The organism is Cohnella faecalis, assembly GCF_003570905.1.
Taxonomy (GTDB): Bacteria; Bacillota; Bacilli; order Paenibacillales; family Paenibacillaceae; genus Cohnella; species Cohnella faecalis.
Genome location: NZ_QXJM01000016.1, coordinates 144,436 through 167,340, shown reverse-complemented (window position 1 = coordinate 167,340; position 22,905 = coordinate 144,436). Strand labels below are relative to the sequence as shown.

General features: G+C 53.8%; 19 protein-coding genes and 3 pseudogenes. 3 read left to right on the top strand and 19 right to left on the bottom strand.

Annotated features, from left to right (window positions below):
* Positions 1-37: 37 nt before the first annotated feature.
* The 3 genes and pseudogenes from D3H35_RS03035 to D3H35_RS03025 all read right to left on the bottom strand — a co-directional run bounded on the left by D3H35_RS03035 (position 38) and on the right by D3H35_RS03025 (position 3,532).
* Positions 38-1,192 carry a winged helix DNA-binding domain-containing protein gene (locus tag D3H35_RS03035; RefSeq protein WP_119147405.1) on the bottom strand — a complete coding sequence of 385 codons (1,155 nt, stop codon included), beginning with the start codon at positions 1,190-1,192 and terminating at the stop codon, positions 38-40.
* 87 nt (positions 1,193-1,279) lie between these two features.
* Positions 1,280-2,481 (bottom strand): annotated as a pseudogene (locus tag D3H35_RS03030) (MFS transporter).
* A gap of 28 nt (positions 2,482-2,509) precedes the next feature.
* A complete protein-coding gene (locus D3H35_RS03025) occupies positions 2,510-3,532 on the bottom strand; it encodes an ROK family protein (protein WP_119147712.1) in 1,023 nt (340 codons plus the stop codon).
* A gap of 208 nt (positions 3,533-3,740) precedes the next feature.
* Between D3H35_RS03025 and D3H35_RS03020 the strand changes: the two genes are divergently transcribed.
* Positions 3,741-4,643, top strand: coding sequence for an AraC family transcriptional regulator (locus D3H35_RS03020; RefSeq protein ID WP_119147711.1), 903 nt, complete (start codon positions 3,741-3,743; stop codon positions 4,641-4,643).
* A 59-nt stretch (positions 4,644-4,702) separates the two neighbouring features.
* Here the strand turns inward: D3H35_RS03020 and D3H35_RS03015 are convergent, their stop codons facing one another.
* The 10 genes from D3H35_RS03015 to D3H35_RS02965 all read right to left on the bottom strand — a co-directional run bounded on the left by D3H35_RS03015 (position 4,703) and on the right by D3H35_RS02965 (position 14,226).
* Positions 4,703-5,755 carry a glycoside hydrolase family 88 protein gene (locus D3H35_RS03015; protein WP_233567720.1) on the bottom strand — a complete coding sequence of 351 codons (1,053 nt, stop codon included), beginning with the start codon at positions 5,753-5,755 and terminating at the stop codon, positions 4,703-4,705.
* A 118-nt stretch (positions 5,756-5,873) separates the two neighbouring features.
* Entirely contained in the window at positions 5,874-6,470 is a 597-nt protein-coding gene (locus D3H35_RS03010) for an AAA family ATPase (RefSeq protein WP_119147732.1), read from the bottom strand.
* Between the two features lie 73 nt (positions 6,471-6,543).
* A complete protein-coding gene (locus D3H35_RS03005) occupies positions 6,544-7,239 on the bottom strand; it encodes an NAD-dependent epimerase/dehydratase family protein (protein WP_119147710.1) in 696 nt (231 codons plus the stop codon).
* 73 nt (positions 7,240-7,312) lie between these two features.
* Positions 7,313-7,849: an RES family NAD+ phosphorylase gene (locus D3H35_RS03000; RefSeq protein ID WP_158593918.1), complete on the bottom strand. Its 537-nt coding sequence runs from the start codon at positions 7,847-7,849 to the stop codon at positions 7,313-7,315.
* A gap of 14 nt (positions 7,850-7,863) precedes the next feature.
* Positions 7,864-8,532, bottom strand: a complete 669-nt coding sequence (locus D3H35_RS02995; RefSeq protein WP_119147708.1) for a hypothetical protein — start codon at positions 8,530-8,532, stop codon at positions 7,864-7,866.
* Positions 8,533-8,547: 15 nt separating this feature from the next.
* Positions 8,548-9,009, bottom strand: coding sequence for a pentapeptide repeat-containing protein (locus D3H35_RS30240; RefSeq protein ID WP_158593917.1), 462 nt, complete (start codon positions 9,007-9,009; stop codon positions 8,548-8,550).
* Positions 9,010-9,161: 152 nt separating this feature from the next.
* Positions 9,162-11,579: a serine protease gene (locus D3H35_RS02980; RefSeq protein ID WP_158593916.1), complete on the bottom strand. Its 2,418-nt coding sequence runs from the start codon at positions 11,577-11,579 to the stop codon at positions 9,162-9,164.
* Positions 11,580-11,599: 20 nt separating this feature from the next.
* Positions 11,600-12,823, bottom strand: a complete 1,224-nt coding sequence (avs1a, locus tag D3H35_RS02975) for an AVAST type 1 anti-phage system MBL fold metallo-hydrolase Avs1a (protein WP_158593915.1) — start codon at positions 12,821-12,823, stop codon at positions 11,600-11,602.
* A 156-nt stretch (positions 12,824-12,979) separates the two neighbouring features.
* Positions 12,980-13,126 carry an S-layer homology domain-containing protein gene (locus D3H35_RS34570; RefSeq protein WP_378125140.1) on the bottom strand — a complete coding sequence of 49 codons (147 nt, stop codon included), beginning with the start codon at positions 13,124-13,126 and terminating at the stop codon, positions 12,980-12,982.
* Positions 13,127-13,263: 137 nt separating this feature from the next.
* Positions 13,264-14,226, bottom strand: a complete 963-nt coding sequence (locus tag D3H35_RS02965; RefSeq protein WP_158593914.1) for an AraC family transcriptional regulator — start codon at positions 14,224-14,226, stop codon at positions 13,264-13,266.
* Positions 14,227-14,342: 116 nt separating this feature from the next.
* Between D3H35_RS02965 and D3H35_RS02960 the strand changes: the two genes are divergently transcribed.
* Positions 14,343-15,152 carry a phytanoyl-CoA dioxygenase family protein gene (locus tag D3H35_RS02960; RefSeq protein WP_119147704.1) on the top strand — a complete coding sequence of 270 codons (810 nt, stop codon included), beginning with the start codon at positions 14,343-14,345 and terminating at the stop codon, positions 15,150-15,152.
* Positions 15,145-16,062: an NHL repeat-containing protein gene (locus D3H35_RS02955; RefSeq protein WP_119147703.1), complete on the top strand. Its 918-nt coding sequence runs from the start codon at positions 15,145-15,147 to the stop codon at positions 16,060-16,062. The genes D3H35_RS02960 and D3H35_RS02955 overlap by 8 nt, the downstream gene beginning before the upstream one ends.
* A gap of 771 nt (positions 16,063-16,833) precedes the next feature.
* On the opposite strand, the gene D3H35_RS02950 is transcribed toward D3H35_RS02955, so the two are convergent.
* The 6 genes and pseudogenes from D3H35_RS02950 to D3H35_RS02930 all read right to left on the bottom strand — a co-directional run bounded on the left by D3H35_RS02950 (position 16,834) and on the right by D3H35_RS02930 (position 22,770).
* The gene (locus D3H35_RS02950) at positions 16,834-18,276 is read right to left on the bottom strand and encodes an alpha-L-rhamnosidase-related protein (RefSeq protein ID WP_233567719.1); all 1,443 of its coding nucleotides are present in this window, start codon (positions 18,274-18,276) and stop codon (positions 16,834-16,836) included.
* 84 nt (positions 18,277-18,360) lie between these two features.
* Positions 18,361-18,702 (bottom strand): annotated as a pseudogene (locus D3H35_RS34565) (family 78 glycoside hydrolase catalytic domain); the annotation flags it as partial.
* Positions 18,636-19,586: pseudogene (locus D3H35_RS35320) on the bottom strand (alpha-L-rhamnosidase N-terminal domain-containing protein); the annotation flags it as partial. The pseudogenes D3H35_RS35320 and D3H35_RS34565, both read right to left, overlap by 67 nt.
* Positions 19,587-19,615: 29 nt before the next feature.
* Positions 19,616-20,440: a carbohydrate ABC transporter permease gene (locus D3H35_RS02940; RefSeq protein ID WP_119147701.1), complete on the bottom strand. Its 825-nt coding sequence runs from the start codon at positions 20,438-20,440 to the stop codon at positions 19,616-19,618.
* Between the two features lies 1 nt (position 20,441).
* Positions 20,442-21,362 (bottom strand): carbohydrate ABC transporter permease, encoded by a 921-nt coding sequence (locus D3H35_RS02935; protein WP_119147700.1) that lies wholly within the window; start codon positions 21,360-21,362, stop codon positions 20,442-20,444.
* 79 nt (positions 21,363-21,441) lie between these two features.
* Positions 21,442-22,770, bottom strand: coding sequence for an ABC transporter substrate-binding protein (locus tag D3H35_RS02930; RefSeq protein ID WP_119147699.1), 1,329 nt, complete (start codon positions 22,768-22,770; stop codon positions 21,442-21,444).
* Positions 22,771-22,905 lie beyond the last annotated feature (135 nt).

Genomic DNA, 22,905 nt, shown 5'->3' with positions numbered 1-22,905 from the left:
CAAATTTTACAATTTTTCCATTCCATTGTTAGCATACTTACGAAGAAACAAAAGCAATCACACGGGATTCCCCGCTATCGACCGTCGCAAACTCAAGCAAGCGTGTTCCTTCCTCGGCCAGCGCGTCGCGTTCCCGCGTGGAAAGTGTCTTGAACGGTTCGATAATGAGCGTTGCGGTACCGCCGCTCCGGGCGATTCTCCATAATCCGGAGACGAACCCGTCTACGAGTATCGCGGACCGGATAATACCGTTCTCGGTAAATACCCGCTTCTTGTATTCTTCGGGAAGGATACGCTTGCGATCCTCATAGGACAAAAGGATGTTGTCGAACTCGCCGAGAAATCGTACCGGGCAATCGGTATCCGCATCCGGCCGGGGAGCGTCGGGCACGTCGAACAGCTCCCGGCCAGCCTCGTCGCGGAAAACGGCCAGCTGCGGCCGAAGCTTCTCGATGGTCTCGCCTAGCCGGGTAAGCCCCGACCATACCTGGACGTCCTTGACGGATGCCGGGCCGTACGCGGACAAATATCTTAGAACGATGCTCTCCGCCGAAGGCTCGGCGCAAAGAGGCTGGCCGAGCCACGCTTCCGCGGAAGTGTGCGCCGCCTGCCCGCCCTCGCCCCACAGTCCGCGCGGCGGCACTTGAACTAGCGGCACATAAGTTCGGATAGCCGCAGAGAGGGCGGCAGGATCGCGACCGGGCCACCGCTTCTGCAAGCTTTTGCCAAGCTCGCTGAACGTAAGCGGCTCGGCTTCAACCGCTTCGCGGCCAGCCGCTGCGAGCGCATCAGCATCGATGCCGGCCAGCCGCTTGCCATACGTGCTTGCCAAGCCTTTTTCCTGAACGGCTCGCACCCACGGACGCAGCTGCAAGCAATCCTCGGCGGATGCCAGATGCAAAGTCGAGCGCATCAGCGCGATTCGAACGGCCTTTCTATCTTGAATAAGCCGGGATAGTTCCTCTTGGGCGAAGCCTTCGATGCGGGTCCATAGACCGAAATACGGGGCATTCGGAGCTTGAGCTTGCATGCCGACCAGACGCTCGATGACGTCGAGTGCCGGCAGCTTTTCTCGTCGCAGCAGCATTTGCCTTGCCAGCAAAGCGCGGTTCAAGGCGCGCGTCCCGAGCACGGGAACACGCTGCTTCTCAGTTGCGTCGCTTTTGCGAGGCGTCTTATGGTATGCGCTCATTTTTGGAGACTCCTTAACGAAATTTTCGTTGCTCATCTAATAATAAACAACGAACGCTGACAGCGTGCTGTCAGCGTTCTTCGAAGATCAATTCAAACGACTCGGTCTAAATAAACGGTTTACTTTTTCCGAGGCTAGAAGCATAGCGATACCGTACGCCACGACAAAATACGGAAATATTCCGATTGTGGTCCGTGAGGCGATCCAGCCGAGAAGAGGCGGCAGAAAAGTTGAACCGGTATAAGCGACAGCCATCTGATAGCCCATAATTTTCTGGGACTGCCCTTTGCCGAAGCGCGCGGGCGTCTCGTGCAGCAAGCATGGATAAATCGGCGCGCATCCGATGCCGACCAGAATAAAACCGATCAGGACGCATACGGACGGCAACGGAAGCAGGATCAGCGCCGCCCGGCCAGTACAATGAGCTGACCCGAGCGGGCGAGAATGCGGTTGCCGACCTTCAAAGTTACGAACCCGGTAATCAACCTGCCAACCGTAATTCCCGCGTAATACAGGGATACCCATTGAGCCGCCGTAACCGCCGTCAATTCCTTAACGTTGACGAGAAAGCTGCTCCCCCATAAGCCGACCGTCGTTTCCAAGCCGCAGTAGAACAAGAAGGTAACCAGCGTGAGCTTGACACCCTTCATTCGCAAAGGGTTTACGGCTTCCGTTGCCAACCCCGGCCCCAGCCCCGCTTCGTTCTCTTCCATTTCCGCGCGGCTTTCGGCATGGCCATTATTCACCCTTTTCCATAGAGGAAGAGTAACAAACAGCAGAACGACTAATGCAAACTGGATGACGGCAACGGCCAAATATCCGTTTCTCCAGGAAGCGTCTTCCGCGATGAACCCGGACATGATGACAGGTCCAAGAGTCGCCCCGACTCCCCAGAAGCAATGCAGCCAACTCATATGATGCGCTTTGTAGTGAGTCGCCACGTAGTTATTCAAGCCCGCGTCGACGGAGCCCGCCCCCAAGCCAAGCGGCACCGCTAACGCGATAAGCCAAATTAACGAAGGCGCGAAGGAAAATCCCAATAGCGAGATGGCGGTCATGAAGCAGCTGATGAGCGTAACTTTTCCTGTGCCCAGCCGCTTTATCACCGTTCCGCTCGCCAAGCTGGAGACGATGGTGCCTCCCGCAATAGTCATGGATAGCAATCCGGCGGCCCCAAGCGGCGCTCCGATATCCGACTGCATAACCGGCCATGCGGAGCCGAGCAGCGAATCGGGCAATCCCAGACTAATAAATGCCAAATAGATAATAATCAAAAAGAAAGTAGCCATGTTGTCTAACCGCCTTTAGCTGTAAAACTTATTTTCTCGATAAGACGATCGTCGGCTCCAGCGTAGCCAACGTCAAAGCGATCAAGCCGTTCAAATAGTCGGCCTCGAAATCGTTCGACAGCATAATGGCCGGAACCGCTGTCTTCGGAAGGCGCGCGCCGCATTTATCCGCAATGCTGCATAAATGCTCCTGGCTTATCAAGCGACCGTGCAGAACGACGACATTCGGATCGAGGACGCTGCTTACCGCAACGGTAAGTTTGGCTATCGCTTCGCAGAGCTCATCGAACGAATTCATCAGGGAAGCATCTCCCCAAGAAACACCGAGAGGAATGTTCGCCACCTCGCCCGCGTAATGACCCCTGCCCTTGTATAGCTTTCCTTGAATTAAAATACCGGCCCCAGGAGGGTATCGCTCCGGGAAGAACAAGTAGACGATCGTGGATTGTTCGCCAGCTCCGGTTCTTTCGCCATAACCGATGACCGCGGCGTTCACGTCGTTTTCCATAATGACGGGCTTTCCGTATCGGGTGCGAAGATGCTCGGTAACGGAAACGCCCAGCAACGCTTCATAATCCGACACGATCATTTTGCCGTCGTATTCGGCGCCCGGCAAACCTAAGCCGATTGCCCGCATGGAAGGATACGAGGCTATCCGCTCGTCGATGATTCGTTCAAGAGTCGGCATGTCGATCGTCTCGACCGGTTCGTCCGTTTCAAAAACGAGTGCGCCCATAAGATTGACCACGGTGCTTCGAGCCTTGATCGTTCCGTTCGATTCGTGAGGAAATAGAAGAAGAGCCAGGGCATATTCGGCGTTATATTCATATTGCCGGGCCGGTCTTCCCCCGCTCGAAGAGATCGGCTCTCCCTCCAGAACTTCTCCCTCCAGCAGCAAAAGGCGCAATACCGTACCGACCGTAACGATGCTTAATCCCGTTGCTTGCGCAAGCTGCTGCTTCGTGGCCCGCCCTTGCGTCTTCAACGCTTTCCGCACGAAGTTAACGTTAACCTCTTTGATAACGATAGCGTTGCCGCCGATCTGCTTCATACAAAGGCACCCCTATACAACAACACTTTTTAAAAGTATTTTAATAACTACCCACACAAAATAACATTCGGGATTTCCTTGTCAAGCGGAAACCTTCGACCGGTTCCGCAGCCCATTTCTTGAATTGTCCGCAAGAAAAAATCTCCTATTCCGGCGTGCGATGATATGATGATTTTAGGAAAGCGGACTTGATCGGGAGGCGAATCGATTGTCCAACGAACGCTCCGAGCCGACGGAGGCCTATGAATGGGATGAGCTGACGAATCGAATTCTTGCCGAATACCCGGTTCAGTGCGTGTCTCGAACGGGACCTCTCGGACAAAAAACACTTCATGCCCACGAAGGCTTCGAGCTATACCTGTGCGTAAGCGGCTCCGGATTCTATATGGTGGGAGATCGGCTGTTCCCCTTGCACGCGGGAACGCTCACCGTTATTCCCCCGCACGCCATTCACCGCGCTTATTCCGGCTCTCTATCATCGTTCCGTCGGTTTGTGCTTTCCGTCGACACTTCGTACCTAAAGCTGCTGAACGACGCTTGCCCGACGACCGAACCCGATCTTCTCCAATTGCTGGCGGGCGAAAGAAGCACCGCAGGAAGCCATTATTTTCTCCCCATGCCGCAATTCGGCCGTGTCCAATCTTTGCTTGAGGAGCTCGAACAAACCCTTCTTGAAAAAAGCTTTCTGTACGAGCTAACGATACTTCGGATCATGTCCGAGGTTGTCTTTCTTGTGGTTAATTTGGAGGAAGCCGCCGGGAACGACTCACAGCCACGTTCGGCGGACGAACTGCTGGTCGGCGATGTATTAGCCTACTTGGTCGCGCATTGCCAGGAGGAGATACGGATCGAAGATTTGCTCTGGCGCTTCCCAGTGTCCCGATCTCGTCTGTTCGGACTGTTCAAGGAAACAACCGGGACGACAATCAAGCAATTCCTGACCGAGTATCGGCTGAACAAAGCCAAGCGGCTGCTTGCGGATACGGCTTTATCGATAACCGAGGTCGCAAGCCGTGCCGGCTTCGGCGACTTGTCCCATTTTTACGGCACCTTCAGAAAAGCAACGGGAGTTACGCCAAGAAGTTACCGATTCCAAAAGACGCAACAATAAGACCATCCGGAACATTCCGAATGGCCTGAATAAATAGGGGGGACATGACGGGTCTTTCGTTAATCGCGCTCGTCGCCTTCCTGCCGAATCGATTCGGCCAACAGCATCAGAACGAGGCCTTGACCGTACAAGGTCGGATAGATCGGCACCCGATCGTAAGCCTCCACGCTCTCCATCACAGGCGTTCCGCCGGATACGCCGCCAACCGTGCCGTCGTCCGCTATGAACGGACTAATCGCTTGCAGCGCCCGGTCTGCCGCCTCCTTGAAGCGCCGCTCATACGGGATCAAGCCCCCGTCCATCGCTTTCAGCAGTCCGTAAGCGATACCGGCGCTGCCGGACGTTTCGCGATAATAATTCGGGCGATCCATCACGGTGCTCCACAGTCCGTCGTCCTGCTGAAACCGAACAAGAGCTTCCATCAACCGCGCATACCGCTCCCGCAATTCGCCGGGCGCAGGGATGAGCGGCTCCGTCTCCTTCAGAATAAGCGGCACGCCCGCCGCTATCCAGGCATTCGCCCTCGTCCACCTCGCTGCTGACATATGATCGCGGGAGCCGCAGTTCCAACCGTGGAACAGCACGCCGCTATCCGTATCCTCCAGCAGCCTCAAGTGGATGAGGACTTGCCGCTGCGCCTCCTTGGCATACACTTCGTCGCCAACCATCGCCGCCGTTCGCGCCAAGAACAACACGGCCATGAACACGGTGTCCGCCCATACCTGCTCGGCGAACGCCACGTTCTCCGTCACCGTATGCTCGAAAGCTTCTTCCCGCGTACGCGGTGCTTCCGACACGAGCCATTCGGCGGCGCGGACGGCTTCTTCTCTGTAGCTTTCATCTCCGGTGAGTCTGTACAGCGCGGGGAATATCGCAAAAGGAGCGATCGCGTTAATGACTTTGGCTTGCCCGGCCTTTTCCTTATTGCGGGCTATCCATCGTTCCAGATAAGACATCGCCTCCGGCCGACCGACGGCTTCGCCGTATTCAAGCGTCGCAATGACGCCGACTCCCGGCACCCAGTCCCACTGATCGATATCCATTCCCCATTCTCCGGCATGGTCCTTCGTCATCCGCTCCCACACTTTTTCCGCTAGCGCTCGCAATGTCACCGTATCCCGCTCCCCTATTCGCACGTATTTTTCCCTGACGAACCGTAACCCCACTTTATCATTCGCAGGCCCGCCGCCTCTTGGGATTCCGTCTTCAATTTATGGGGAAAAATCCGTGCTACTGGAAAAATCGGATATGTTTAATTTGCGTCTTCACTCGATCGATCCTCTTGCGAATCGCCCCTCGCCGGTCGGGTAATAGAGGGAGATCGCACATCGAGGCGATCGTTTCCGCCACGGCTTCTATCGACATAAGGTCCGTCTGCAAATGATGCCGGAACGCTTCATCTTCAAAACCGGCCAAACATCGGTCAATCTGCCGCGCAGCCCAAGATTGGCCGCCCTCTCCTCTCGACCGCAATCTTCGAAGCAGAACCTCCTTCGACGCGCATAACGTAAAATGATTCACGACGATGCCGTCATTTCGCAAACTGCCAATTATTTCGTTGAAATAAAGCGGATTCGCCACGGTCATCGGAACGATCAGGATACCGTCGTATTCCGCATCAATGTATTTCAACATGGCAAGATTGAACTCGCGCCACATAACGTAGTCCTGAAAATCGTCCTTGAAAACTTCCTTTGGTATGTTTTTGCGAATGTACAATCCGGCGTTTTCGGGATCGAACACGAACGAATGGCTAAGCCGCCTGTGCAATTCATGTGCCGCCTGCGTCTTGCCGGCCCCGAAGGCGCCGTTGATCCAAATAATCACATCGCTCACCCTATCCGCATTAAAAGGTCATCTTCCTTGGACGTCCGCTTCGGCGATGGAGTTGCGAGATCGGTTAGTCCCGAGCCAGCTTGGCAATGTCTTTGCTGTGCAAAATCGCATTCTCATAGCCATTCGTAACGGAATGGATCATGGCCTTTCCCACCTCGCGAAGCGTAATCACGCTGCCGGGCCACACTCTCCGCAGCACAGGGTACAGCCACGTTAGCGCCGCGTAATAGCGGTGGGTATTGTTAAGCCCCTTCGTCGGGTGAATATAACCGGGCCGGAACATATACGCTCTTCTGAAGGGCAGCCGCAGCAAGCGATTTTCCGTTCTTCCCTTGACGCGGGCCCACATGCTCTTGCCCTTCTCGGTGCTGTCCGTCCCGACTCCCGATACGTAGCAGAACACCATGTCCGGGTTCAGTCCTGCCAGCCGCTCGGCCATGTGAATGGTCAGATCGTACGTTTTCCGGCTGTACTCTTCCTCCTTCATTCCTACGGACGAGACGCCGAGGCAGAAAAAGCACGCATTGTAACCGGCAAGCCTGGATTCGATAGGCGATAGATCGTAAAAATCGGAATGGATGATTTCCGTTAACTTAGGATGAGTTACTCCGCATGGCTTGCGATTGACGACCAGCACGCTTTCGACGTCCGGATGCTGCAAGCATTCGTGCAAGACGCCTTCCCCTACCATTCCCGTCGCTCCTGTCACGATAGCCCGGACTTTTGTGCGCTTTTCCGGCTTTCCCGTCTCTGCCGCCATACGGATTCCCCTTTATCGCGAATTTAATTACACGGTCTCTTTCAGCAAATCATAAGCTATCGTTGCCCGCTTTTCAAACGCGCGCATTCGACTCCAGGTTGTCTCGAAGCCATTCGGATAATGGATTTTTATATACGATTTCAAAGAAATACGGAGCCGTCTGCACAATACTCAATTTCCGGTCGTCCTTGCTATGAAAAAAAGCAAAGTTTACGTAATGCGCATCCCTTCTCGCAACCCCGTCATACTTGATGCCGTCATAGCCGATCCGCTCGCAGCACGCTCCCACAAAGTTAGTAAGCAAATAGTGCCGTTTGATCAGCTTAGTTTCTTCGTTTCCGCTGCCGACGAAGCCTTCGAAGCCTTCGAACGCCTTGTCGATATCGAACAATTTCAGCTCCCGGTTCGCTGTTATCGTCGCTATATCGATTGCCTGTTCATGAGAAGGATGAATTTCATATGGAACCGATTGTTTGTCGCTGCAGCAATACAGCACGGAGACGCCGATCGAATTGTATCTTCCATGGCTGGCCGCTCCGTCCGGAGGAGCCCAAAAATCATGGGCGGAGAACTCGGCGCCATCCTTGTTCCTTGCCCGGCCTCGGAACAATTCGCTGCCCGCAGCTAACGAATAGTAGGAGCCCTCTTCGAATTGCCGTTGAATGGCTGCGAATATTTGCCCCCGACTTCATGCTGCATCGCCAGCATAGGCCGATAGTACAAATGGGTTCGAAACTCTTCGAGATCCGCCGAGCCGATATTAATTCCATAAGAAAAAGCAAAGCTGATCAGCTTCCGTCCCCAGAAGGAATCCATATCGTCCTCGCTGTATACTCGTTGACCGATTTCAAGGTCTCTCCGTCCGCAATTCCGACAACACAATCGCTTCCTGATCTCATTGAAATAACGTTCCGGTATGTCATTGTCGGACATAAATTCCCATACGGTTTGTCCGTAAGCACCCTCTTTGATCAGATCTCTTGCCTCGCCTTTGTTGACAAGATAAATACTTCTTTCAATATCGTAGCCGTCACATCTGGAGCAATAATCGAGCTGGGCGGAAATCTTCTCGGCAATGGCATCCAAAGTCTTCCGAACAAAACTTTCATAATCCCGCTCGTCTTCAAAGTACATCTCCTCGGGAAACAGCACTCTCCCGCATTCTCCGCACGCCAATTCCTTCTGCCGCTTGTACCCGACGATTAGAACTTCCGGGCTCTCGATGTCCGCCACGGACAGCGAATGCTGCTTCATTACAAATCCAAGCTTCGTACAATGAAAGCAAATCGTCATGACGGCTCTCACCTTCTATTCTTCCATGTTGGATCTTCTCAACGCGTTCTTTTTGTACGATTCCCGGCTAATTTCAAGATCGGATTTCTCTTTAGCTCTAACAAATTTGATTTTATTACCGAAATTCCGATCCTGCCTCAATCTTTCATAACTGTCTTGGTCGGTATAGATAGAGATATGGCTGCCATGCAGCTGCACGTCGGTAAAATCAAGAATATTCTCGAAGTACCCGCTAAACCTCGCGCCGGACAAGTTGACGTTCCGGAAGGAGCAATTATAGAAGTACGATTCGCTAAACATGGCGCCTTCCAATGAGCAATTGTCAAAGATGACATTTTCGAAGTAGCAGCCCGTAAGCTCCATGCCTTTGCCTGTCCCCATAATTCGTACGTTAGTCGCAGTGGCGTTATGGAATAAGCTGCCGTTAAGGTTGATTTTATAGAGAGCGGTATTTTGGAATCGAATGTTTCTAAACACGACTCCAGAAAAATCCGAGCGATTGAACTCCCCTTGAACCGGCAGAGGGTCTTCCACATCATAGTGATAAGGAAAGGTCGTTACCCAAGATGGGCAAGCATATCCCGTCCGGTTCTGATGATCCGAAAATAACGTTGCGACACGATTGGGATTCAGCATGGGGGGAAAGCGGACTCGCCTAAAAATCGTTCTGCCAGCGTTGTCCCGCATAGCATCGCGATCCATCGTTCCGTATCCGGATCGAACGTCTTCTTCCGCCCTTCAATTCGATAGACGTCCCGATTGAAGGAATGATTCATTCGTTGCGGCTGAAAAAAGACATAGTCGTCTTCCCCGTTGACGAGGGCTGCAGCGTTCTCTATCATTTTCTCGATATGCTCCGGCTTGATCGGCCATTGCTCCAGCATTCTATCGGAAATTTCGGAGAATCCGCCCCACTGTTCGGCGTTCCACACACGACGGATATAGCTCGAATAAAGATAGCCGTCCCGCTGCGCATTCCCGGCCTTGTCGTCATCCGGCGGTCTGTTATACTCGGCAGCCCCCAGAGACGACATCATCGGGGATAGCGCGCGCCTGATCTTTAGAAGCGAATTTCCGTCCAGCCTATCGTCCCCAATCGTCGCATCGCAGAGCATATTCAGCAACGACTTAACGAACGACACCGTCTGCTCCGTCGGATTTCCGATGGCAAGGAAAGGGCTAAGCTCATTTGCGGTTTTGTTTTCCAGCGCCGACCAGAGAAGCAGCCGCACATAATACTCCGCTATAATGATTTCCGCGAACGACTGATGGTTGAAATGGTAAATGCCGCCCGCATTCTTAAAATAAGAGTGCGACATGAACTGTACTAGCGAAGCGTCCTCTCCGAGCGCCTCCTCAAGGTCGTCCAGCCGAAGGAAACCTCCGCCGTTCAAGTGCAAATTTTTCATCCACATAACCGCCGTTACGTACAACAGATTTCGATACCCGAGCCGCTTCAGCCAATCGTCCTTCCTGCCGGAGTCGTCAACATGCTTGGCATCCTTGGTCAGCAAGTTAATGAAAGACAAATAAATACCGAGCTTGCTGTCCTTCTCCAGCTCGTAATCTTCCTCAAGCAGCTTGTACAGCATATAGGCGAGAATCGGACGCTTGAGCTCCTCCTCGTTGAGCAGCCCATTGAAAGTCTCGTAAATCGATTGCCCGCTCCGAATGGTATCAAGCAGCTTCCGATTATAGGCGTGGACGGATTCGACGGGAAGCTTGGGGTGCAGAGCTTGCATATAATCTGCGAATTGATCGGGCTGAAAGCCGTAAATGGAAGCGAACCGCCAGGCCTGATTCACGGGATCATTCATTTCTTTGATGACCTGACCAAGCACGTTCGGAATCGGACGGGTGGTGACAATGATTTTGGCGCCCCTGCAATAGTCGACAATAGCTTTGACCGATCTTACGACCTGCATCACATCGCTTGCCGATAAAGAACCGCATTCGTCCAAGGAATCGATGAGGAACAAGATCGATTGCGAGAAAATCGGATGCTGCCTGTTCGCAAAATCGATCCCCGTCGTCTCCTTCAAAAAATCTTTGATCACGCCCTCCTTATTCAAATTAAGAACAGGGCCGAATTTCTCATACTTCGTATATTCACGCAGATTAAAATAGACCGGCAGCGGGATTTCACGGGAATCCCGGTACGCCCCCGCCATCTTCGCGGCCATATGACGCAGGAAGGTCGATTTGCCTTTGCCGAAATCGGCGACGACGAACAGCATATTCTCGCCGTTCTCTTCAGCCGCAAAGTACCGTTCGACCATCTCCGATAGAAGCTCCGGCTTCCCTAACGTATAGCGATTGGGATTGTCCAAGGACGTTACATTCTCCCAAGTCGCATAAGTGTCCATATAAGGCAAACTCTCGCCCTCGTCAAATCCAACCTTCGCCATCGGCAGTTGGCGTTCGACGATAATACGTTCATAATCCCGCAACGGCTTCAGGCTGTGGTGAACGATCCCCTGCTCGGCCAGAAAAGCCCGGCATTCCGCGAAGGACAACGCACCAAGCGTATTCCCGGTATCTCTCACTATGATTATTCCGTACACTCCGCCATCCATATAAAGCGGCGACCCTGATGCCCCCGAGAAGTTCATGCCTTCTCTTCCCGCAACGCTCAGCTCCAGATCGTTCTGCGTGAATTGCTCGTAAATATCCATAATTTTACCTTCAAACGTGCAGCTTGGAGAACGTTCGGACGGAAAGCCGTGGCTTATGTAAGAAGGACGGCCTTCCGGTTTTACGGCATAAAGCGCGGGATAGACGCGGCCATCGGCCAGCGCCTCGTCTAATTTTAGAATGGCAATATCGTAAAGCTCGTCCGGGCAACGATAGACATCGCGCACGACGACGCTCCCCGCCGACGGCATATGCGGAAACGACAGCTCGACTCGTCCGCCTTCGGTCAATCGGGACAGGACGTGCCGGGCCGTGATCGCGGTATAGGGATCGATCAGGACGGCCGTTCCGCTATCCAGCGCCTTTTGACCGTCCGTTCCATAAATAAGGAGTTTAGCCGTTGAGGCTTTCATCTCTTTTATCTCTTTTTCGTTCATATCGAGCAGACACCACGCTTTAATTCAATGTCGGTTGCTATGGTTACTTTGTAGTCCAACTCTGTTTTCTTATCCTGCTGCTCGTCCATGAAGGCCGCCGAGTCGTGCGGGTAATTGAACACCAGTTCCCTCTCATAGCGGCTATCCCGATTCACGATTCGAATCAGAGTGCTGCATTCCGGATGACCGTGCTGACTTCCGTTGGTCGAAACCAGATACAACGGGGAGTCGATCATGGCAAGCAGCTCCGGGCTCGTATTGCCGCTGCTTCCGTGATGCGAAATTTTGACCGCCGAAAATTCGTAAGGTCTCTGCTCCTCTTGGTACAGCGAAGCAAGCCCTTCTACGATAACGGTCGGATGGGAGTCGCCAAGATACAGCAGCCGCTTCCCGCGATAAGTCAGCACAAAGGCAATCGAGCTTCCGTTGGTCGCCCGGTCGTCCTCGGAATACGGCTCTTCCTTATACAGCTCCCAATCTCTGACCGGACTATGAATAGGCTGCTTCTTGGGCTTGCTCTTATCCTTGAGTCGGCGAAGCATCATCTCATACGCGTCGTCGAACAACCGATCGCTTGACGGCGCCCCGATATAGTTGTTTTTCCTCAAGTGGTTAAGCCAATCTTGCCCGAGCTCTTGCAGCTTCTCCGGTGTGGGGGAAAGAAGCTCCAGCTTAAGCTCGTCTGACAAATGATGGACGGGCAGCGATTGCGTAGTGACAGCCCTCCCCCCGGCGCTTCCGTTCCAATTGTATCGGCCTTCGTAGAGCAGAGCGCCTAATGTCGAGCCTTGCCGGAAGCTGATCTCCCCTTTGGCATTGGCATCCTCGCGGCTGCCGTCGCCCCGCGCGACGATTTCCTCCAGAACGCGTTGCTGGTGATCGGTCAGCTCGTCCGCTTTGTCCATCTGAAGCTGCAAATAAGAGTTGTGCCAAATCTCCTTGATCCCGATAATGGCGGGAGCTTCTGAAGACTCGTTATGGGTCAGCAGCTCGATGACCCCATGAATATGGTCTTGATCGATATGGGTTACGATGAGCAGATCGATGACTTCGCCCTTCTGATGCATCGACGTCAGCAGCGGACATAGCTGATCTCGAAAGGTCGACTTCATTCCGCCGTCCACCAAAATATTGCGTTTGTCTTCCCCCGTGCCGCAGCTAATCAGGAACGAGTCGCCGTTCAAGGCGGGCAGCATGGTCACCCGGATGTTATCTGGCATTTTTTCCTCCAAAGTATTCTCCGATTGCATAGATATGCCATATTGTACATTTCGATATTTTACCATACTTCTACAATTTTCGAGCATATCGAAGAGCCATGCCAAACGGGACGTCCCCAATAAGGAACGCCCCGTTATTCATGAAGGAAATAAGGTTTATAGCTTGCTCAAAGTATTCAGAAGGATCACAATCGCTTCCGCGCGGGTGGCCGTGCCGTTAGGCACGAATTGATTGCCGTTGCGGCCGGATACGATGCCTTCCTTGCGAGCCGCTTCTACCGAACTCTTCGCCCATTGCGGAATAACGTTATCGTCGGCAAATCCAATGTCAATATAGAATTTGGCTTATTTTTTGATATAATTACACGACTTTTTCCCTAAAAGCCTACTAATCGAATGCACACCAAAGAGCCTCGCAACGAATCTGCAAAGCTCTGAAGTTATCGTTTTGCCGAAGGCTCCGCTCCGAATGCAGCCGTATCTATCCGCTCCAGCCACGAGACGGAGTCGACGTATTTCTTAGGAGAGATGCCCTCGACACGCTTGAACAGCTTGCTGAAATAATAGAGATCGCCGATCCCGACTTTCTCCCCGACCTCCTGAACGGTAAATCTTCTTTGCCGCAGCAGCCGCTTCGCTTCTTCCATACGCAGCCGCAGCAAATATTCCGCGACCGACTGGCCTGTCGCCTGCCGGAATATCGTCCCGAAATATTTGGGCGTCAGCGCCGCTCTCTTGGCCAACAGCCCAACACCGATCGGTTCGGGGTATGATTCTTCCATATAAGAGATAGCTTCGAGCACCAGATCCGCATGGGAGTGGCCAATCCGTACCCCTTCCTTGGTCATCAGTTCCCGATGGATAAGACCGATCAGCTTCAGCATGCAGGCTTTGAGCCACAGCCGCGAGTCCGTCCGCGGGTCCTCGAAGTGCAGCCGCAGCTCCCGGAATATTTCGAAGAACGGCTGAACGGACGACGGCTGCATTTTTTCCGGAATTTCGATCTCGGCTAGCTCTACGGTCGGCCTATGCCCCAGCCAGCTCTCTTCGCCGGACTCCGTCCCTTCTCCCTTCCTGCCCAAGTAGACCGAATACGGTGAAAAATCCATCCCTTCTCCCAGAAATACATAGTCGAAATGCACGGCAGAACAAACCATCGGAGCTTCCTCTCCGACAACCATTTCGTTCGCCAGATGGGGGCGAATGTGCAGAAGATCCCCTCCCCGCATCGAGTAGGAGCGGTCTTCAATCCGGATCGTCCCACTCCCCTTGAGCACATAAATAAACTCGTAATCGTAAATATACCGCTCGGGAAACCGGCTTCCCGCCGGCAGCTCCACCTCGTGCACATAGCGGACGTACGGCGACATAGCCCGGTAATCGATCTTCAACAGTTCGCTCATGATTACCCTCTTTTTAGGATTCGACTTTTTTACAAATAGTTCGGAACTTCCTCCATCGTCCCCAATCTTTGCTCTGATTATAATGAAGCCAAGCCAACTACAAGGAGGATTCATCAATGAGAGCGGATACAAAAGTACAAACTCCGATCACGCAGTCCCACATCGACTTTTATAAGGAAAACGGATTCGTTCAAGTGGATAATATGCTCACGCCCAAGGAGCTGACAGAGCTGCGCGTCTATCTGGAAGAAGCGATGCAATCCGAAGGCGACCTGTCTCTCAAAAGGGACCAGAGTGGAGGCTCGTACTACAAAGTTTTGAATCAGAAAATCAATTTATGGCGCGATCATGCGGGCATGAGCGCTTACAGCTTTCATCCCCGGTTCGCCCAGTCTGCTATGGAGCTTTCCGGCGTATCCGGCATCCGTTTTTTTCACGATCACGGTCTGTGGAAAATGCCCGGAGATTCCAAAGCGACCCCTTGGCACCAAGATACTCCTTATTGGCCGATCCAAGAAGCCGACGCGGGAATGATGTCGATCTGGATTACGCTCGATGACGTGAACGAGCAAAACGGCTGCATGGCGTTCGTGCCGAAATCCCATAAGCTCGGCAAGCTGACCGGCATCGACTTCCTCAATCCGCAAAACATATTCGACTATGTGGAAGGTGGACAGGCCGAGGAGCAGAAGCCCGTTATCGTTCCGCTCAAGGCGGGAAGCTGCACGTTCCACAATGGCTTGACGTTCCACTACGCCCATGCCAACTCTACGGATAAGCCCCGCCGCGTTCTGGCTATTATCTTCATGCCGGACGGCATTACCTACAACGGCAAAGAGCATCCGGTGACAGACGGCAACGGTTTGAAGGCTGGAGAGCCTATCGCGGGACCGCGCTTTCCGCTGTTGGCGAAGGCCGATGTCTAAGCCGCGCTTGATCGCCGAGCCTGTCGCGGGCTGGCCTCGTCTGCCGGAGGACTTGAAGCTCGGATATACGCACGGCATCGCCGTCGATTCGCAAGATCGGATCTACGTCTTTAATATGAGCCGGCATGCGGTCGTTGTTCTGGATCCGACGGGGAGCTACTTGCACTCCTGGGGCGAGGAATTTGCGCTTGGCGCCCATGGCATGCATCTGAGTCAGGAATCGGACGGCGGGGAATATTTGTACTTGACCGATATCGAGCGGCATTTGGTTGCCAAGTACACCTTGGATGGACGGGAGCTGCTGACGCTTGGCGCTCCCCCGTCCTCCGACACTTATCCTTCGCCGGAGCGGTTCGTGCCCACCGATGTGGACGTAGCCCCGAACGGAGACATCTTTGTTGCAGATGGCTACGGCCAATACTTCATTCACCGTTACGACAGCAACGGGACATGGCTCGGGTGCTGGGGCGGCAAGGGCAGCGACGACGGGCAATTTCAGGAGCCGCACGGCTTATGGATCGACTCGCGCGGCTCCGAGCCCTTGCTCTATGTTGCAGACCGAAGGAATCAACGCTTCCCCTGCTTCACGCTGAACGGCAAGCTGCTGCATACTTACACGGGCGATTACTTGTTGCCGTGCGATTTGGTCGGCGACGGGGAACGCTTCTATATCCCCGACCTGAACAGCCGCGTGACGATCGCCGACTCCCGGCTGCAAATAATCGGGCATATCGGCGAACAGCCGCACCACTGGCAGGATGAGCGATGGCCCGACATTCCGGAGGCCGAATGGACGGATGACCGTTTCATCTCTCCGCACGCCCTGTGCCTCGACAGACAAGGCAATCTGCTCGTCGTCGAGTGGGTGCCCCGGGGACGCATAATGAAGTGGAAAATTCGATACGAGTAGCGGTTAAAACCTTCGGAGTCCTCTGGACACCGGAGGTTCTTTTTTACTCCCTCCTCGGAGCTTCTTCCGAGCGCTGCAGCCATACTTTGTTTGGTTACTTCGACTCCCCAGCCTCTTCCGTGAGCAATAGCCCAACTCTTTATGGTTACTCCCCCTCGGCGCTTCATCCGAGCTTCATCCATACTTTGTTTGGTTACTTCGACTGCGCAGCCTCTTCCGGGAGCAGTAGCCCAACTCTTTATGGTTACTCCCCCTCGGCGCTTCATCCGAGCTTTTTAGCCATACTTTGTTTGGTTACTTCGACTACGCAGCCTCTTTCGAGCGCAATAGCCCAACTCTTTATGGTTACTCCCCCCTCGGCGCTTCATCCGAGCTTCATAGCCATACTTTGTTTGGTTACTTCGACTGCGCAGCCTCTTCCGTACGCAATAGCCAAACTATTTATGGTTACTCCCCCTCGGCGCTTCATCCGAGCTTCATAGCCATACTTTGTGTGATTACTTCGACTGCGCAGTCTCTTCCGTACGCAATAGCCAAACTATTTATGGTTACTCTCTCCTCGAAGCTTCATCCGAGCGCTGCAGCCATACTCTGTTTGGTTACTTCGACTGCGCCGCACTTTTCCGATGATAAAGAAGGCGGAAGCGTCTTCGGAATCCGAAACGCAACCGCCCTCTACCCAACCCTTGCGCCCCAACTTGACCCGGGGGCAAGCTTCGTATGCCCAACTTAATAAGCTTTACAAGCAACGAATCGGCCTTGGTCTATCACCTACGCCAGCTTTCCACCATCGCGATAAACGGACTTGAACCGATAACTCCCCGATACGACAAGAAACGTTTCGCAATCGCCTTCTCTGCCTACTGCGCTTACGCCGACCGACTGAGAAGCCGGACGGTCATCTTCGAGCACAGTCGTTCCTTCGTCGGCTGGAACGTACACCAGCGCCGTTGTATTTGCCGGCACGGTCAGCTCCAGCTCGAATTCGCCGTCCCGCAATGTCCAATCTGTGGCGATAATTCCCCGGATAGAGTCATACTCGCAGCGGGTGGACACCAAGCCTCCCAACGGACGAGGACGGATCACCGACCGGCCGAAGCCCGGCGAAAGCGGGTCTGGTCGAATGCCGCCCACATGGCGGTAAAGCCATTCGCCAACCGATCCGAATGCGTAGTGGCATAGGGAGTTCATTCCTGGATCTTGAAAGCCCCGCTCCTCTGTCCAGCCATCCCACCGTTCCCAGATCGTCGTCGCCCCTTGGCGAACCGAATAAAGCCAGGATGGATACTGCTCCCGAAGCAGAAGGCGAAACGCCAACGCTTCATAGCCGCTTTCGGACAGCACTTCCATTAGATGCTTCGTGCCGTGGAATCCCGTTGCCGCCATATCGCCAGCCTCTTCGATCTTCCCGACGAGCCGCCGCAGCGCCGCCTCGCGCAGTTCGTCCGGCACAAGTCTCCACGCCAATGCAAGCGCGTATGCAGTCTGCGTATCTCCTTTAATGGCGGCCGTATCATTGACAAACTCGCGGATAAAAGCTTCCCGAACGCAGGCATGAAGCTTCTCGTATTTGTCCGCGTCCGCTTCCTCGCCGATGACGCGCGCAATATCGGATATGACCTTGACGCCGTAGGCCCAGTACGCTGAGGAAAATACATCGTACGGCGTCGTCGAGTGGCCGTCCACCAGCCAGCCGAACTCGGCCTTCGTCTCCGCGAGCGGTTTTTCGTCAATCGACAACCAATCGCCATACTGTGGAGCGTCGCGGCGAATTCCGTTCGGATAAAGCGCCTCGTTGTAATCCATCCATCGCTTCATCGCAGCATAATGCCGGCGCAGCACCTCTCGATCTCCATACCTCTCGTATAGCAGCCAAGCGATGATCGGCGGCGCATCCGCCCAGCCCGCAGAGCCGGTGTGGGTATAGGTGAAATCGTTATCGAACTCCGTCTTCGGCCCAAAGATGAACGGAGCGAAATCGGTATAAGCTCCCGTCGGGCGCTGCCCGTCTTCCAAATCGTTCAGCCATTTTGCGAGAAACGCGGCAACGTCCATGTTGTAAGCCGCCGTCGGAGCGAAAATCATCGCGTCCCCGGTCCAGCCGTGCCGCTCGTCCCGTTGAGGGCAATCGGTCGGAACGCTCATGTAGTTGGCCCGCTGCGTCCAGCGTATGTTGTCGATCAGACGGTTGACCAGCGGCTCAGACGTTTCCAAAGCTCCCGTCTCCGGAAGGCAGGAGTGAACGACGACGCCCTCGATATCCGCTTCCGCCGGACCCGGGCTTCCCGAAATCTCTACATAACGATAGCCATGGTACGTGAATAGAGGCTCAAACGTCTCGCGATCCCAGCTTCGGCAAACATACGTATCCGTCTGTCTGGCAAAGCGCAGATTATCGGTGTAGAGATTCCCATCCCGATCAAGCGCCTCGGCATAACGAAGCGTGTAGCGCGTACCCGGCCTCCTTGCAGCACGACGCGAAGAAATCCGCTCGTCATTTGCCCCATATCGACCAGAGTGCGATTGTCCGCCAGTGTCCGAACCTCGACCGGCCGTCTCGTCTGTGTCGCACGAATCTGAGGCGACATCTGCGCAACGACCTTTCCCCGGTAATCGTACATCCGCGATGCAGGCAGCCAATCGCAATCGTCAAAATCGGCTTCGCGCCAGCCCAAATGCTCAAGCCGCGCATCCCAGTTCTCTCCCATCTGCAGATCGGAGCCGACGATAGGCCCGAAGGCCGCCCTCCAGACATCGTCCGTTTGAATCGACTGCTCCGTGCCGTCTTCAAACTCAATGTTCAATTGCATAAGAAAGGAAGGCTCCATGCCGTACTTCTGATAACCGTACATGCCGATGTACCCGGTATACCAACCGTGCCCAAGCATGACGGCAAGCGCGTTGTCGCCGTCCCGGATAAGCTCGGTCACATCATAGGTTTGATATTGAACGCGAACGTGATAATCGGTCCATTCCGGCGAGAGCGCATCGTTCCCGACACGCGCCCCGTTGAGGTGAAGACGGTATAAGCCTAACGCCGTAGCGTACACGGTCGCCCTGCGGACGATGCCAGCCGAGCGGAACAGCCTGCGCAGGTAAACGACCGGAAGCGGCTCCTCGCGCGACGGCTTCCGTCCGCTTGAGCGGCCGACCCAATGTCCCTTCCATTCGGAGCGGCTGAGCAATCCCATCGTCCAGCTCGCCGGCTCGCTCCAATCTGTCGCCGTCCCCCGTTCATCCCAAACGCGCACCTTCCAGTAAATTCGCTGCCCTGATTGCAGCGGAGAGCCCTCATAGACAATTTGCTGCGATTCGGACCCGGACACAATGCCGCTGTCCCACAAATCCCCTTCGTCCCTAGCCAATGCCCCGAGAGAAGAAGAAGCGACGAGCCGGTAGGCTGTCTGGCGCGCTCCCCGACGCTGCGACTGCATGATCCAGCCGAGCCTCGGACTCACAACATCGATCCCTAACGGATTGTCCAAATATTCGGTGCGAAGCCTATCGATAATCAGTCTGCTCATCGTCTTATTCCTCCTGCATGCTCCGGTCTTCAGCCCTTCACGCCTCCGGTCGCCACACCGTCGATAACCCTGCCCGAGAAGAAGAAAAAGAGAATAAGCAGAGGCACTGTGGCCATAACGGAGCCTACCATCGCCATATCCATATTGTAGATAGTGTTGTTCGTAAATTTCATGATCATAAGCGGAATCGTCTTCTTCGTCTCGCTGTGAAGAAAAATAAGCGGCACGAAAAACTGGTTCCAGATTTGCATCGACATTATGATGCAAATGCTAAACGTAACCGGACTCGCCAACGGAAACATGACACGGATGAACGTCGTCCATTCGCCAGCCCCGTCTATTTTGGCCGATTCGTACAGATCGTGGGGCAGCTTGGCGAAGAACGTAGTCAGCAGGAACACCGGCATAGACAGGCCGGATGCCAGCACGAGCACGACTGACAGCTGATTGTCGAGCAGCCCCATGTTCCGGATAAGCAGAAAAATCGGGACGATGCCAAGCTGTACCGGAAACATAAGACCGATCAAAAAGTACATCAGCAGCCCGCTTTTAAACTTGAACTGGAATTTCCCTATTCCGTAAGCGACCATCGTCGACAGCATGACCAAAAGCGCCAGGGAGCCGAACAGAATCAGCGCGCTGTTCAACAGGTAGGTGAAAAAGCCCGCTTCAACGAACAGCTTGCGGAAATTCCCAAAGCCCAGATGTTTAGGAATGGCGAATGTTGCGGATAACAGATCCTTCTTGGGACGGAACGACTGATACGTCATATACACAAGCACGAGCAGGGTAAGAAGGGAATATCCCCATAGTATGGCTGCGCTGATCGGCGTTTTTTTCGGTCTCAGTTTCATGTCAATCCTCCGATCTGCGATAAACAAAAAATACCTGCACCAGCGCGACGGCGAACACGATAACGAACATCACGCAAGCAATCGTCGTACCCATGCCCATCGCGTTCACATTGGACGAACCGCCGACAGAGGAGCTGTCGCCGAACGAGATACGGTAGAAGAACAAGGCCATTACGTCCACGCTTCGGTTAATGCCGCCCGCGGCTCCGCCCAGAATAAAACTGAAATCAAATAGAGTCATGGCGAAGATGTATGTCAATATAAGCATATTCAGGATCGTCGTCTTGATCTGCGGCAGAATGATACGGAAAAATCTTCCCCAATAGGAAGCGCCGTCGAGCAACGCAGCTTCGATAATCTCAGCGGAAATCATCTTCATGGCTCCGAGGAAAAAAATCATGCCTACCCCGATGCCGGACCAGGCGACAAGCGCCCAGACGATATAGATGCCGAGCTCCGGAATTCCCATCCATGGCCGCGTCCATTCGCCGAGGCCGACGGTCTCCAGCAGCTTGTTGAACACGCCGATATTGCCGTCGAACACCAAAGCGCCCATAAAGGCGATAACGGGAGTCGCAATGAATTGCGGAGAGAAGATCATCGCTTGAAAAAAACGGTGCCCCCGAATTTTGCCATGCAGCAAATAAGCAAGGTACAGTTGAGCGGGAAGCACGACGAACGCATTCAGAGCAAAAATCGTCGCGCTGTGAGTCAAGGCGTTCGCAAGCTGATCGAACAGCTCCGGATTCGAGAACAGCTCGATGTAATTATCGAATCCGACGAATGTTTTGGCGCCGATGCCATCCCATTTATTCAGGCTGATCTGAACGGCCGACAGAATCGGATATACGGAAAATAACGAATAAAGGACAAACCCGGGCAAAATAAACCATAGAAACGGTTTTCTGCGAATCCAGGTCATAAAGGCCACCTTCTTTCATGCAGAAGCAAGTCAAGCGGCGTCAGTCGTGCGCCGCTTGACCGTCCTGCCAATTCGATTGTTACTTCTGTGCCGGATAAGCGGCGGCTTTATCGAGAATCGCCGCTCCCTGCTCACCCGTAATCTCAGATGTCATCAGTTTTGGAATGACTTCCTTCATGAAGGTGTCCGCTGCGTTCGATTGGGCTGTAGACAGCGCGGTCAGCACGGAATAAATATTGAGTCCCGCTTCGTCGAATACGGCCAATTCCTTAACTCCTTCATCCTTCGGCTGGATGTCCTTGATCGTCGGTACGAGGCCGGTAGCGTCTTCCATAATCTGCTGAGCCTCATGGCCGCTCAGGTAATTGAGGTACGTCACAGCTTCCTCCGGATACTTCGTCCGAGACGATACCGCATAGGTCATAAAGTTGCTGTAGCTGGATTGAACGACGCGTTTGCCGTCATTATTCGGGACCGGGAAGCGGCCCAGATTGATACCCGACGATGTATAGGTGGCGTTATTCCATGTACCGTCGATAATCGCCGCAGCCTTGCCGTTCGTGAAGGAGAACTGCGCCCCGGCCATGTCCTGTGCTAGAAAATCTTTACCGAAGTAGCCTTTGTCCGCAAAGTCGCGGAACGCTTGCAGCGTCTGGGCTACGGCAGGGCTGGTCAGCTTGCCCGTGCCGGCCTGGGCCGCCTTGAGCGCGTCGTTGGCGAAAGCCGGAGCGAAGGCGAAGATCGGCCAAGCGCGATCCCACTCGCTTTTTCCGGCCAAGGCGATCGGCGTAACGCCGGCTGCTTTCAGCTTGTCGAGCCCTTGGACAAACTCGTCCCAGTTCTTAGGAACGTCGATTCCGTTTTTGCTGAAGATGTCTTTGTTGTAATACACGACGTTAGTATCGAAGAAAGAAGGCAGAGAGCAGTACAGCTTGCCATCTACGGTGCAGTAGGATTTCTCGGGGTCGCTATTCCTTGAAACATCCAGATTGTGGGAGCTTAGATCAAGCAAAAAGCCGTTTTTGACCATCTCCCCCATTTTGGAGGTTTTATCTCCCTGCACCCAGAACAGATCGGGCAGCTCGTTCGCCTGCAGCGCAACGTTCAAGCTCTGATCGTTCTGCGCAAAATCATATTTGATCTTTATATTCGGATACTTCGCTTCAAAGGCCGCGTTAATCTTTTTGAACGGCTCCTCCAACACAGCCTGGTTGCCCAAATCTCCCCAAACCTTAAGGGTGACTTTTTCTCCGCCCGAGGGAGCGCTGGACTTCGGACTTGAAGAGCCAGTTGCAGCAGGCGTGGACGTGCTGTCGCTAGTACCGTTGTTTCCGCCGCATGCTTGCAGCAGCAGTGCAATCATGACGGTAACCGCCAGAAGAGTGAATGAGGTGCGCTTTTTCAACATGAACCCCTCCCGTGTATGCTTGCGTAGTGGATGTAGCTGTCTAGCCCGGCGTCATGCGGATCGCGATCTATCTTTATTGTAAGCGGTAACAAAAGCTCTATCCATGCACATTGCTTCTATTCTAATGCCAAACAA